Origin of the sequence: Methylibium petroleiphilum PM1, assembly GCF_000015725.1 — a bacterium.
In the GTDB taxonomy this organism is placed as follows: domain Bacteria; phylum Pseudomonadota; class Gammaproteobacteria; order Burkholderiales; family Burkholderiaceae_C; genus Methylibium; species Methylibium petroleiphilum.
On sequence record NC_008825.1, the window covers coordinates 1,607,149 to 1,619,935 of the forward strand.

At 69.0% G+C, this 12,787-nt stretch carries 13 protein-coding genes and 1 tRNA gene; 2 read left to right on the top strand and 12 right to left on the bottom strand.

All coding sequences use genetic code 11. The features are described 5' to 3' along the window. Positions 1-18: 18 nt before the first annotated feature. Positions 19-357, top strand: coding sequence for a hypothetical protein (locus MPE_RS07520; RefSeq protein ID WP_036231765.1), 339 nt, complete (start codon positions 19-21; stop codon positions 355-357). 44 nt (positions 358-401) lie between these two features. Here MPE_RS07520 and MPE_RS24430 read toward each other — a convergent pair whose 3' ends face one another. Together MPE_RS24430 and MPE_RS22715 are read right to left on the bottom strand one after the other, a co-directional pair. Then, entirely contained in the window at positions 402-569 is a 168-nt protein-coding gene (locus tag MPE_RS24430) for a hypothetical protein (protein ID WP_162833819.1), read from the bottom strand. A 100-nt stretch (positions 570-669) separates the two neighbouring features. After that, positions 670-2,136, bottom strand: coding sequence for a serine/threonine protein kinase (locus tag MPE_RS22715; protein WP_011829092.1), 1,467 nt, complete (start codon positions 2,134-2,136; stop codon positions 670-672). 286 nt (positions 2,137-2,422) lie between these two features. Here MPE_RS22715 and MPE_RS07530 point away from each other — a divergent pair, with 286 nt between their 5' ends. After that, positions 2,423-2,620 carry a hypothetical protein gene (locus MPE_RS07530; protein ID WP_011829093.1) on the top strand — a complete coding sequence of 66 codons (198 nt, stop codon included), beginning with the start codon at positions 2,423-2,425 and terminating at the stop codon, positions 2,618-2,620. A 53-nt stretch (positions 2,621-2,673) separates the two neighbouring features. Here MPE_RS07530 and MPE_RS07535 read toward each other — a convergent pair. The 10 genes from MPE_RS07535 to MPE_RS07580 form a co-directional block, all read right to left on the bottom strand. After that, a tRNA-Asn gene (locus MPE_RS07535) sits at positions 2,674-2,749 on the bottom strand. Between the two features lie 36 nt (positions 2,750-2,785). Then, on the bottom strand, positions 2,786-4,921 hold the full coding sequence (locus MPE_RS07540) for a TonB-dependent siderophore receptor (protein ID WP_011829094.1): 2,136 nt from the start codon (positions 4,919-4,921) through the stop codon (positions 2,786-2,788). A gap of 297 nt (positions 4,922-5,218) precedes the next feature. Continuing rightward, entirely contained in the window at positions 5,219-6,319 is a 1,101-nt protein-coding gene (locus MPE_RS07545; RefSeq protein ID WP_011829095.1) for an NAD(P)/FAD-dependent oxidoreductase, read from the bottom strand. Positions 6,320-6,342: 23 nt separating this feature from the next. Continuing rightward, positions 6,343-6,666: a ferredoxin FdxA gene (gene fdxA / locus MPE_RS07550; RefSeq protein ID WP_011829096.1), complete on the bottom strand. Its 324-nt coding sequence runs from the start codon at positions 6,664-6,666 to the stop codon at positions 6,343-6,345. A 52-nt stretch (positions 6,667-6,718) separates the two neighbouring features. Further along, complete coding sequence (gene cobA, locus MPE_RS07555; protein WP_011829097.1) at positions 6,719-7,507, bottom strand: uroporphyrinogen-III C-methyltransferase; 789 nt, start codon at positions 7,505-7,507, stop codon at positions 6,719-6,721. Between the two features lie 13 nt (positions 7,508-7,520). After that, entirely contained in the window at positions 7,521-8,804 is a 1,284-nt protein-coding gene (locus tag MPE_RS07560; RefSeq protein WP_011829098.1) for a sulfate adenylyltransferase subunit 1, read from the bottom strand. Between the two features lie 5 nt (positions 8,805-8,809). Then, a complete protein-coding gene (cysD, locus tag MPE_RS07565; RefSeq protein WP_011829099.1) occupies positions 8,810-9,769 on the bottom strand; it encodes a sulfate adenylyltransferase subunit CysD in 960 nt (319 codons plus the stop codon). Beyond that, complete coding sequence (locus MPE_RS07570) at positions 9,766-10,515, bottom strand: phosphoadenylyl-sulfate reductase (RefSeq protein WP_011829100.1); 750 nt, start codon at positions 10,513-10,515, stop codon at positions 9,766-9,768. Before MPE_RS07570 ends, cysD begins: the two co-directional genes overlap by 4 nt. Further along, positions 10,512-11,060: a DUF934 domain-containing protein gene (locus MPE_RS07575; RefSeq protein WP_011829101.1), complete on the bottom strand. Its 549-nt coding sequence runs from the start codon at positions 11,058-11,060 to the stop codon at positions 10,512-10,514. The genes MPE_RS07570 and MPE_RS07575 overlap by 4 nt, the downstream gene beginning before the upstream one ends. Next, positions 11,057-12,766, bottom strand: a complete 1,710-nt coding sequence (locus MPE_RS07580; RefSeq protein ID WP_011829102.1) for a nitrite/sulfite reductase — start codon at positions 12,764-12,766, stop codon at positions 11,057-11,059. Before MPE_RS07580 ends, MPE_RS07575 begins: the two co-directional genes overlap by 4 nt. Between the last annotated feature and the right edge of the window lie 21 nt (positions 12,767-12,787).

Genomic DNA, 12,787 nt, shown 5'->3' on the forward strand with positions numbered 1-12,787 from the left:
GGCCGACAGAATCGGAGCGTGAAGACGTCGCAATCCGAGTTGGACTTTGCCGATACGGTCCCCGCTGCACTGGCGGAGGCGGAGACAGGAACCTGGTTCACCGGGGCGCGGGTCGGTGGCGCCGCGTCCGTCGACACCGCGGCCTGGATTCACGAACTCGACACCAGCGTCAGCCTGCCCACTCGGGAGCGGGCAAGCAAGGGTTTCCGTGATGCGCCCGATCCCTACGGCCGGCGCGGCTATGACCGGCGCTACCCGGTGGTCACGATCGTGAGCGCGATACGCCGTCGCCGCGTCGTCTGCACCATGGCGACGGCCGCCGTGCTGTTCGGGCTCGTCTCGCTCCTCGTCGGTTGACTGAGCGATCGTCCGGCGCGGGGCCTGGACAAGTCCCCTGGAGGTCAGTGCTGAACGCCACCGACCCCGAGCTTCAGCAGCAGCCGCAGGTACTCGAGTCGCGCGTGAAGCTCCGTCAGATCCTGCACCAGGTCGGCCCAGAGCGCCTCGCGTGCATCGAGTGTCCGGTGAGCGGGCAGCGACGAAGGCTTGAGAGGATCAGGTGTGTCCATGTCGGGCACTGGGGAGGTTGCAGAGCCTTCATGGTCTCGCTCGCGCCTCCCGTCGACAACCCCGTGTTCGGGGTGACGCGGCGACATCGGCGCCGGTCGGTCAGAAGCGTCGGGTCTCGGCCGCTTCGCGGAGCTGCCGGCACTCCAGGCGGTTCGTGAAGCGAGCCTCCTCGCACCGCCGGTGAACGCAGAAGGGCCTCACGAAGAAATTGCGGTCGGCACAGAGTTCGGTCGGGCCGGCCGCGACGACCCGCGACCGGCTGCTGCGCTTGGGACTCTGCGGCGGTTTCGCGGCTGTCTCGGTGAGCTTCGCGTCAGCGTTCTTCGGCGGTGAGACGGCGGGCCGGGAGTCCTCGGCCGTGGGTCCTGTCGATGCTGGGGTGGGAGTGTCAACCGTCGCCGGCGGCGACTCGGTGCGCAGCGTGGTCGGCGCTGCCGCGGCCACGACCGGTGACCCGGCGGCAGCGCTCACTCGCTCGCTGTTCTCGTTCGAACTCAAGGGCCACAGCATCGCGAGCGGAAGCAGCACGCTCAGGCTGGCCAGAGAGGGCCTGAACCAGGGGCGAGAGTGCTGCAGCGTGCTTCGAGGCGCCACGGACGGCAGCCCGGCCACCGCCGCGGGTGGGGCTCGCAGAGGCCGGGGGGGCTCTGCCGTGACCACCAGTTCCTGCGCGCGGTGCGAGGCACGCGGTGCCGTGGTGCCCTCCAGTGCGCGGCGGAACGTCGCCACGTCCTGCGGGCGGTCTTCGGGCCGGACGGACAGACCCCAGTCGATGGCCGAAAGGAAGCCGTGCGAGAGGCCGGGAAACGGGCGCTCGGCGAGCCGGTGCATGTCGTCGTGGATCGAGCGCGCTGTCGACGCGGGCGGCGGCTTGCCTTCCAGCAGAAAGGTGACCAGCGCCGAGAGGGCGTAGAGGTCGGTCCAGGGGCCTTGGCGAAGCCGCGTCGCTTCGGCGTACTGCTCGATCGGCGCGTAGTGCGGCTTGACCACGGCGGTGAGGAGTTGCGTGCGATCGCCGATCAGTCGGCGCGCGGCGCCGAAGTCGAGCAATACCGGCAGGCCGGCGCCCGTCAGGATCACGTTGTCGGGCGCGACGTCGCGGTGGTAGATGCGCTCGGCATGCAGCAGCTGCAAGGCCTCGAGCAGCGGGTCGACGATCGAGCGCAGCCAGATCTCGGTGGGCGCTTGCGTCATCGAGCGCCGCAGCTCCCACAGTGTGGGTCCGCGAAGATAGGGCATGGCCATGTAGGCCGTGCCGTTGGCCTTCCAGCTGCTGTGGACCTTGACCATCGCTGGATGCGAGAACCTGGCGAGCAGCTTGGCCTCGTCGACGAAGGACTCCAGCGCGAGCGCGAACGTGGTGGCGTGGGTGAGGGAGCGCACCGTGACCTCACAGCCCTCGCCACGACAGACCAGGTGAGAGGGCAGGAACTCCTTGATCGCTACATCTCGATCCAGCGCATGGTCGCGGGCGAGGTAGACGATGCCGAAGCCGCCGACCGCCAGGACCCGGACGATCTCCATCTCGCCGAAGCGGGTGCCCAAGGGAAGAGCCAGTCGGTCCATCAGGGAATCTCGGTGTCGGCTGCCGTGGAGGACGAGCGATTCGGAACGCGGCGCCGCATGACGGACGCCGCTGCAGAGTCTTGCCCCTGGTGCCGGCCTCGTCTGTCGGACAGGACGGCGCCGTGCCGTAGGACCGGGATCACAGCGCGGCGCAGCTTCAGGGACCAGGGAGCGAGCTTAGTCGCAGTGCGGGGAAGCCCGCTCCCCGATGTGCGGGGCGGCTGCGCGCCCAGTCTCGGGCCGCTCCTATGATGGAGCGGGACGGTTCGAATAGCGGGGAGACCCCATGACGATAAGAACATGGACACTGACCCTCGAGTCAGGCCGACAGGGCGGCTTCACGCTGCGCGACGAACGCGGATTCGAGATCGAGAACGTGCGCGCGATCGAACCCAAGGGGCGCGATCCGGACGGCAACCCGATCCACGTCTTCGAGATTGCCGTGAACCTCAGGGAAGTGGCGGCGCAGCCGAAGCGGCGCTGACCAGCCCTGCAAAGCAAAAAGCCCCGCACTTGCGTGCGAGGCCTTGCTTTTCTTGGCTCCCCGACCTGGGCTCGAACCAGGGACCTACGGATTAACAGTCCGGCGCTCTACCGACTGAGCTATCGAGGAATTGAGCCGCAGATTATAGCGGTTTCGCTGTCGCGCTCACAAGTCCGCGCTGAGCGAGACGCGCCAGGTGCGCGGTGCCATGGGGTAGAGGTAGGCGTGCTCGAACTGGTAGGGCGATTCCTGCCAGGCGCGTCGGTCGAGGACGTTGTCGACGCCGATGCGCCACACCAGCGTGCGTGTGTCGATCTTCTGGGCGTAGCGCGCTCCCAGGTCGACGCGTGCCCAGCCGGGGATGCGCGTCGCGCCGTCGTCCGGCAGCAGCGTGCGGTCGCTCTCGGCGACGATGCCGCCCTGCAGGCTCAGCCCGGCCAGGCCGGCCACCGCGTACTGGGTCTGCAGCTTGAACACGCGCTCGGGCACGTTGGGCGGGCGCTGCCCATCGACCGCAGGGTCGGCGCTGTCGGTTCGCTCGGCATGCAGCAGCATCGCGCTGGCGACCCATGTCCACGCCCCCGTTCGGGCCTCGATGCCGGCTTCCAGGCCGCGGTGCCGTGCGCTGCCATCGGATCGAAGCGGGCCCGGTACCACGCTGTCATCGCGTGCGTAGACCGGCCGGTCGATGTCGAAGGCGGTCAGGTTCCAGTCCAGTGCGTCGGTGCGACCCTTGACGCCGACCTCCAGTTGCCGGCTCTTCAGCGCGGGAAGCGCTTGCCCGGGGTTGCTGTAGCTGAGCGGCCGGTTCGGCACAACCTGCGATTCGATGCCCTGGCCCCAGCTCACGTAGCTCATCAGCCCGGGCCGCCACTCGTAATTGAACGCGATCCACGGCGTGGTGACGTGCTGGCCGTAGCCGGTGGCTTCGGTGTTCGAGGTGGTGACGGCGTTGCGGTGCAGGCGCGTGTGGCGCAGGCCGAGCCAGGTGCTGAGGGCGGGGGTGAGCTGGATCACGTCGCGCAGGTAGAGCTCGGTGTTGCGCTCCGTGCGATCCGTGTTGTCGCTCAGGATCGCGGGCCCTGGCGGCGTGACGGCGCTGCCGTCGATGCTGCCCACGCCGGCGTAGGTGTAGATCTGCTGCTCGAAACGCGCCTTGAAGCGCGAGAACAGCACCCCGGCGGTCAGCTGGTGAGCCAAGCCCGCGGTGGCGAACCGGCCCTGCAGCGACAGATCGAGCGCGTTGGTGACGCGGCGCTCGTTCTCGCTGCGGAAGTCGTAGAGGTCGAAGCTGCCGTCGCTGCAGTAGCGGTCATAGTTGCCCTCGGCGTCACAGCCGTAGGGGAAGGCCAGGCGGTCGTCCGTGTGGAGCCGCTGTGTGCCGTAGTGCGCCTTGGCGCTCCAGTCGGCGTTCAAGCGCTGCGTCAGGCGCAGGCTGGCGGTCTGTCCTTCCAGTACCACCGGCTGAGACCACGGCTGGTTGTTCAGGTTGATGCGCGGATCGATGCGGTTCGCACTGGGCACGCGATCGCCGAGCAGGCTGAAGGCCGGCTGGCTGGGCTGCGAGCGGCGGCTGGTCTCGACTTCAGCCTCGATCAGGGTGTCGGGCGTGGGGCGCCAGTCGCCCGCCAGCGCGAACAGGTGGCGCTTGCCCTTCGCGGCACGCAGTTCGGGGTCGAGGTGCTCGGCCGCAACGTTGACGCGCACGCCGAAGGCCCGGTCGTTGCCGAAGCGGGTGGCCAGATCCACCGCGCCGAGCACGCTGTTCGCGCCGCGCCAGGCCAGCGTGGCGCTGCGCACGTCGGCATCGGGCCGCTTGACGACCAGGTTCGCCAAGCCGCCCGGCGCGCTGGTGCCGGCCTGGATGCCGCTGGTGCCCTTCAACAGTTCGATGCGCGCCTTGTTGTCCAGGGCGATGGCGGTCTCGGCGTTGATCGGCAGCCCGTCGCGGCGGTAGTTGTAGCGCTGGTCGAGCACATAGCCGCGCACCGTGAGCGAGTCCCAGTAGCCCACGCTGTTGTAGGCGTCGCTGACGCTGGCGTCCTGGCTGGTCAGCGCGCGCAGGTTCTGCGCGCCCGTGTCCTTGAGTTGCTCCTCGCCGATCACGCGCGCCTGCAGCGGACTGCGCGTCAGCGGGATGTCGCCGAAGCCGGTGAGTTCGGCGCGGTTGCTTTCGCGGGGCGCCGAGATGCTGACCGTGGGCAGGGACGTCGCCGTGTCGTCTGCCGCCTGGGCAGTTGCGGTGCTGGCCAGCGTGGCGAGTGCCACGTGGGTGAGAGTGAACGGTCGAGACGTTGCCATCGTGCTTCCAATGCGACGGCAGGGCGGCGGTTCCGCAAGGTGGACGCACCCGCAGGGCGGGGCGAGGCACACCGAAGATCGCTTCCCTGCGCGAGGATTACCTCAATCAGGTTCGAAGGGACTTTCTCAGTCGAGCCCGGGCCTCTTGCGAGAGCGGGTCAACACCCCTAGCTGGTGTCGCGCGGTGCTGCGCGACACGTACGGATTATGACGTGCGGATCACCGGCTGTAGCGCGCACGCCCAAAAAGAAGGAGCCCGCACGCGGCGGGCTCCGTTCACGACGCGACGTGCCGCGCTCAGTCGAACACCGGCGTTTCCACGCCCAGCACCTTGTGGAGCTTCGGGCTGGTGGTGGTGTACTGCAGGTGGATGCGCTTCTCGGGGAAGATGTAGGGCGCGGCGCCGAAAGCGGCGAGCGCAGCCTCGTGGAAGCCCGAGAGGATGAGCTTCTTCTTGCCCGGGTAGACGTTGATGTCGCCGACCGCGAAGATGCCCGGGACATTGGTCTCGAACTTCTCGGTGTCGACCACGACCTGCTTGCGCTCGATGTTCAGGCCCCACTCGGCGATCGGGCCCAGCTTGGGGCTCAGGCCGAAGAACACCAGCAGCATGTCGAGCGGCACCACGCGGGTCACGCCGTCGCCGCCGGTCACCTTCACGCTGCGGAGCTGGCCCTCGGTCGCTTCGAAACCAGTGACTTGGCCGACGATGAACTGCATCTCGTAGGCGTCGCACAGCTCCTTCATCTTCGCGACCGAGGCTGGAGCGGCCTTGAAGCCGTCGCGGCGGTGCACGAGGATCACGCTCTCGGCCTTGTTCGGGCCGTCCTGGACGAAGTTCAGCGTCCAGTCGAGCGCCGAATCACCGCCGCCCACGATCACCAGGTTCTTGCCGGCGAAGGCGCTCGGGTTGCGCACGCGATAGTGCAGCTGACTGCCGTCGAACTGGTCGAGCCCGTCGACCTTCAGCAGCCGCGGCTGGAACGAGCCCACACCGCCGGCGATGAAGATGGTCTTGGTGATGAAGCGCGTGCCCTTGCTGGTCTCGAGGTCGAAGCGACCGTCGTCGCGCTTGTTCACCAGCGTGACTTCCTGGCCCAGGTGGAAGGTGGCACCGAAGGGCTCGATCTGCTTGAGCAGGTTGTCGGTGAGTTCCTTGCCGGTGCACACCGGCACCGCGGGAATGTCGTAGATCGGCTTGTCCGGATAGAGCTCGATGCACTGACCGCCCGGGTAGGCGAGCGAGTCGATGATGTGGGCCTTGATCTCGAGCAGGCCGAGCTCGAACACCTGGAACAAGCCGACCGGGCCGGCACCGACGATGACCGCGTCGGTCTCGATCGGGCCGTCGTGGCTGTTCGCGGTGGCGGTGATGGCGGGGTTGATTTGCGGGTCCATGAGGAAAGGCAAGGTGGATTCGGTCAGCGGATCAGTTCGCCGAGCTTGTCGGTACGGTCTTTCCAGTCGTCGGCATCGGGCAGGGCGGTCTTGCGCTTCGTGATGCTCGGCCACTTCTTCGACAGCTCGACGTTGATCGCGATGAACTGCTGCTGGTCGCCGGGCACGTCTTCCTCGGGCAGGATCGCATTGACCGGGCACTCGGGGATGCAGACCGCGCAGTCGATGCACTCGTCGGGGTCGATCACCAGGAAATTCGGGCCTTCGCGGAAGCAATCCACCGGGCAGACGTCGACGCAGTCGGTGTATTTGCAGCGGATGCAGGCTTCGGTGACGACGTGGGTCATGGCGGTTCGGGGTGGGTGAGGGACGGCGTCGAACGACGCAAAGCACACGATTTTAAGGGTTCGGGGTTTTCACGGAACGGGTTGCCGGGACGCAGGCGGGGTCTCGCGTCCGCAGGGCCTGCCGCGCGGCGACATGCGGCAGGGCCGCGGCCCCGACACCGACCGTCACCACGGCGGGTCGGCCGCTGTGCAGCACGCTGGCTTCCGCCAGCGTGGCGACCCGATGATCGCTGCTCAACTGGTCGGTACAGCCGGCGCGCGAGACCACGCAGACCGGGGTCTCCGCCGGCCAGCCGGCATCTCGCAGGCGGCGGGCCAGCGCGGCGAGCTGGCGTCCCGCCATGTAGAACACTTCCGTGTCGGCGCTGCGGGTCGCCAGCAACTCGCCGGCACGCGTCATGGCCGTGCTGAGGCTGACGCTGCGGCCGCTGCCGCGGCGCGTCAAGGGGCGTTGCATTGCCGCCGCAGCGGCAATGGCGGCAGTGACGCCGGGCACCACCTCCGCCGTCAGCCCTTCGGCCGCCAGCGCCAGCAGCTCCTCCTCCAGGCGGCCGAACACGCTGGGGTCGCCGCCCTTGAGACGCACGACGCGCAGGCCCTGGCTGGCGAACTTGACCAGCAGGGCGTTGATGCGTGTCTGGCCGGTCGCATGGCAGAAGCCGCGCTTGCCGACGTCGACCCAGCGCGCCTGCGGCGCCAGTTCGCGCAGGGCCGGATCGGTGAGCGCGTCGAACAGCACCACTTCGGCCGCAGCCAGGCGGCGCGCGCCGCGCACGGTGATCAGGTCCGCTGCACCCGGGCCGGCCCCGATGAAGACGACGGGCGGGAGGCCGTTGTCCATAACATCGGCCACGTCAGGCCGCCGCTGAGACCAGCAGCGCGCCGCTGGTGCGGTTGCTGGCCGGGTCGACGATGATCAGCGCACCGCCGATGCGGTTGGCCACATAGGCCTCCACCGGCAGCGGCGCCTGCGCCTCGATCTGCACCTGGCCGATCTCGTTGACGGCGAGTTCGTGCGCGTCGGTGTCTTCCAGCGTATGGATGTCGCGCCGGCTGTCGATGGCCGTGATGCGCGCCTGCACCCAGCGATGCCCGTGGCGCAGCCAGTACTTGCGGCCGACCTGCGCCGGCTCGGTGTCGAGCCAGGCCAGCGTGGCGGCGAATTGCTGCGTCGTCTGCAGCGGCGCGGCACTGGCGATCCAGTCGCCGCGCGAGATGTCGAGCTGGCGGTCGAGCACCAGGCCCGCCGACTGACCGGCTTCGCAGGCATCGACCACCGCGCCGGCATGGCGCACCTCGGCCACGACGGCGGTCTGGCCGCTCGGGAACACCTGCACCGTGTCGCCGGCGCGCACGCTGCCGTGGGCGATGCGACCCCACGCCGTGCGCGGCTGATGGCCGGTGCCCTGTTCGCCCTGCTTGGCGACGTATTGCACCGGGATCAGCAGTGCGCCGTCGTGGCGTTCGTCGGTGGCTGGCAGCGTGTGCAGCAGCTCCAGCAACGTGGGGCCGCTGTACCAATGCCAGACGGCCGAACGCACCGTGGCGTTGTCGCCGCGCAGCGCCGAGACCGGCACGATGCCTGCCGGCACGATGCCGGCCTGGCCGGCGAACTGGTTCAGAGCCTCGCTCACTGCGCCGAAGGCCTCCTCGGCGTCGGCGTCGATCGCGTCGAGCTTGTTGATCGCGAACACGATGCTCGGCACGCGCAGCAGCTGCGCGAGCAGCGAGTGGCGGCGCGTCTGCGGGAGCAGCTGCACCGGCTTCGAGCGCCAGTCGAGCTTGGTGATGTCGACCAGCACCACCGCTGCGTCGCTGCCGGCGGCGGCGGTGACCATGTTGCGGGTGTACTGCTCGTGACCCGGCGCGTCGGCAATGATGAACTTGCGCTGGCGCGTGGCGAAGTAGCGGTAGGCCACGTCGATCGTGATGCCCTGTTCGCGTTCGGCCTCGAGCCCGTCGGTCAGCAGCGACAGATCGATCGCGCTGCCGGCGGCGCGCTTCTCCAGCGCGTCGAGCTGGTCGGCCAGGATCGCGCGGCTGTCGTACAGCAGGCGGCCGATCAGCGTGCTCTTGCCGTCGTCGACGGAGCCGGCGGTCAGGAAGCGCAGCGCGTGGTGCTGGAGATCGTCATTCATGGTGTTCAGAAATAGCCTTCCTTCTTGCGCCGCTCCATCGAAGCGTCCGAGGTGCGGTCGTCCATGCGGGTCGCGCCGCGCTCGCTGATGGTGACCGTCAGCGTTTCGGCCACGATCTCGGCGGCGTTCGCGGCCGGGCTCTCGACCGGGCAGGTGCAGGTCATGTCGCCGACGGTGCGGAAGCGCACCAGCGCTTCCTCCACGGTCTCGCCGGCCTCGGGCGGCGTCACGTCGGTCAGTGGAACCAGCAGCCCCTTGCGGCGGATCACCTGACGCTGGTGTGCGAAGTACAGGTTCGGCAGCGGGATGTTCTCGCGGGCGATGTAGAGCCACACGTCGAGTTCGGTCCAGTTGCTGATCGGGAAGGCGCGGAAATGCTCGCCGGGCTTGATGCGCGTGTTGAACAGGCTCCAGAGCTCCGGACGCTGCTCCTTCGGCTGCCATTGGCCGAAGCTGTCGCGGTGGCTGAAGATGCGTTCCTTGGCGCGCGCCTTCTCCTCGTCGCGGCGGGCGCCGCCGATCAGGCAGTCGAAGCGGTGCTCCTCGATCGCCTCGAGCAGCGTCACGGTCTGGTGGCCGTTGCGCGACTCCAGCGGGTGCGACAGCCGGATCGTGCCGCGCTGGATGGAGTCCTCGAGGTGGCCGACGACCAGGCGCTCGCCCATCTCGGCGATGCGGCGGTCGCGGAATTCGATGACTTCGGGGAAGTTGTGCCCGGTGTCGACGTGCAGCAGCGGGAAGGGCAGGCGGCCCTCGAACTCATTACCCTGCCTGCGCATCTTGAAGGCCTTCTCGGCCAGGCGCAGCACGACGCAGGAGTCCTTGCCGCTCGAGAACAGCAGGGCCGGGCGCTCGAAGGCGCCGGCCACCTCGCGCAGGATGAAGATGGCTTCCTCTTCGAGCGCGTCGAGATGACGATGGTCGATTTCGGGCAACAACTGGTTCATGTCGAGAGACGCATTCATTGGGGAGCTCCGATCGCGGAGACGACGGCCGCTTCCTGGTGGACGTGCAGGCCGCATTCCTTGGCGGTCTCGTCCTCCCACCACCAGCGGCCCGCGCGGAAGGGTTCGCCCACCGCGATCGCACGGGTGCAGGGTGCGCAGCCGATGCTGGGCATGAACTGGTCGTGCAGCGGGTTGTAGGGCACCTGGTGGCGTTCGATGTAGTGCCACACGTCGGCCCAGCTCCAGTCGGCCAGCGCGTTGAGCTTCAGCCGGCCGGCGTCGTCGTGGTCGCGGAACGGCACCTCGCCGCGCGCGTCGGACTGCTCGCGGCGCAGGCCGGTGATCCAGGCACCGCGCTCGGCCAGCATGCGCGACAGCGGCTCGAGCTTGCGGATGCCGCAGCAGCCCTTGCGCAATGCGAGGCTCCGGTACATGGCCTCCTCGCCGTTGGTGCGCACGAACTCGATCACCGCCTCGTTCTTCGGGCGGTAGACCTCGACCGCCAGGCCGTAGTGCTGCTCGATGCGGTCGATCAGCGCGCTGGTCTCGGCGTGCAGCTTGCCGGTCTCGAGCGTGCCGATCGCGATCGGCAGCGCGTGGCGCGCGATCAGGTCGGTGATCACCATGTCTTCCGCGCCGAGGCTGGTGGCCTGCACGATGCGTCCGGCATGCTCAACTGCCGCGTCACGCAGCCGCTCCACGGCTTGCGCGACGCGCGCCTCGAAGCCTTCGGAGGCTCGCGCATACAGCGCGATCGCGCTCATATCGCCGCTCCCTGGCCGACGAACTCCCGCACCGGTTCGGCGACGAGGGCCTCGACGGCGGCCGGCGGCAGCGCGAACAGCGGGTGGTTGTCGCGCGCGTCGCCCTGGTAATGGCCGCGGAAGAAGCCGAGCGCGCGCTCGGCCACCTCGACCGACTGGTCGCCGCGCAGCGCCACGGCATCGAAGCCGGTGCGGGCCAGCAGCGGCATCATGTCCACCAGCACGTCGCCGGTGGCACGCACCTCGCCGGTGAAGCGATAGCGCGAGCGCAGCAGGCGGGCCTGCGTGTAGGCACGGCCGTCCACCCACTTCGGGAACTGCAGCGCCACCAGCGCGAGGCGGGGCAGGTCGCCTTCCAGTGCCTCGACGTCGGCGTCGTTCGGCAGGATCACGCCGAGCGGCAGGTCGGCTGGCCACTGGCTGCGCACGCCGTGCCATTGGGTCAGCGTCAGCAGGCGCTGGGGGGCGGGCGTGATGGTGACCATCGGGCCGTCCTCGCCGCCGACGGTGCGCCATGCGTCGCGATGGATGTCGATGAATTTCATGCGGCCACCTTCGCCGTGCTGCGGCGCACCGCGTTGGCGGCGGTCTTGAAGGGCTCGAGGCCGACGCGCCGCACGGTGTCGATGAAGCGCTCGTTCGCGGCGCGCTGGCCGCGGTAGGTCTCGATCACCGCCTCAACGGCGTCGGCCACCTCATCGGCCGCGAACGACGGGCCGATCACCTTGCCCGGCACCGCCGAGGCCAGGCCGCCACTCAAGGCCGAGCCGTCGGAGCCGCCCAGCGTGACCTGGTACCACTCGGCGCCGTCCTTGTCGACGCCGAGGATGCCGATGTGGCCGCTGTGGTGGTGGCCGCAGGAGTTGATGCAGCCGCTGATGTGCAGGTCGATGTCGCCGATGTCGTAGAGCTCGTCGATGTCGGCAAAGCGCTCGGTGATCTGCTCGGCCACCGGGATCGAGCGCGCGTTGGCCAGGCCGCAGAAGTCGCCGCCGGGGCAGGCGATCATGTCGCTCAGCAGCCCGATGTTGGGCGTGGCGTAGGCGGCGTCGCGCGCAGCCCGCCACAGCGCGTACAGGTCTTCCTCGCGCACCCAGGGCAACAACAGGTTCTGGTCGTGCGTGACCCGCGTCTCGCCGTGCGAGTAGCGGTCGGCCAGGTCGGCGGCCAGGTCGAGCTGCGTGTCGGTGGCGTCGCCGGGCGCCTGGCCGGCGCGCTTGACGGACAGCGTGACCGCGCGATAGCCGGCGAGCCGGTGGCCGTGCACGTTGCGCTCCAGCCACTTGCGGTAGGCCACGGGGGCATCGGCCGGGGCACCGTCCCCGGCGCTCGCGTGGGCGACGACGCCCTCGGGCAGCACGAAGCAGGCGGACACGCGGTCCAGCTCGGACTCAGGGATCAGTTGCGCGTCGCCATCGACGTCGCGGCTCAGGATGGCCTCGAACTCCTTGCCCACCTGTTCGATGAAGCGCTCGCCCTCGGCTTTGACCAGGATCTTGATGCGCGCCTTGTACATGTTGTCGCGCCGGCCGTAGCGGTTGTAGACGCGCACGATCGCCTCGATGAAGACGAGGATCTGGTGCCAGGGCAGGAACTCGCGGATCACCACGCCGGGGATCGGCGTGCGCCCCATGCCGCCGCCGACCAGCACGCGGAAGCCCACCTCGCCGGCGTCGTTCTTGTGCAGGTGCAGGCCGATGTCGTGCCAGGCGGTGGCGGCGCGATCCTCGGTGGCGCCGGTGACGGCGATCTTGAACTTGCGCGGCAGGAAGGCGAACTCCGGGTGCAGCGTGGTCCACTGCCGCAGGATCTCGCAGTAGGGCCGCGGGTCGACGATCTCGTCCGGTGCCACGCCGGCCAGCGCATCGCTGGTGGTGTTGCGGATGCAGTTGCCGCTGGTCTGGATGCCGTGCATGTCGACGTCGGCCAGCAGGTCCATCACGTCGGCGCTCCGGTCGAGCGGGATCCAGTTGTACTGGACGTTCTGGCGCGTGGTGAAGTGCGCATAGCCACGGTCGAACTCGCGGGCAATGCGCGCCAGCTGGCGCAGCTGGCGGCTGCTGAGTTCGCCGTAGGGGACCGCCACGCGCAGCATCGGCGCATGGCGCTGGATGTACCAGCCGTTCTGCAGGCGCAGGGGGCGGAACTCGTCGTCACCCAGCGTGCCGGCGCGGTTGCGCTCGAGCTGGTCGCGAAACTGCGCTGCGCGCTGGTGCACGAAGGCGCGGTCGAAGGGGGTGTATTGGTACATCGTTCGTCTGTCAAACCATCG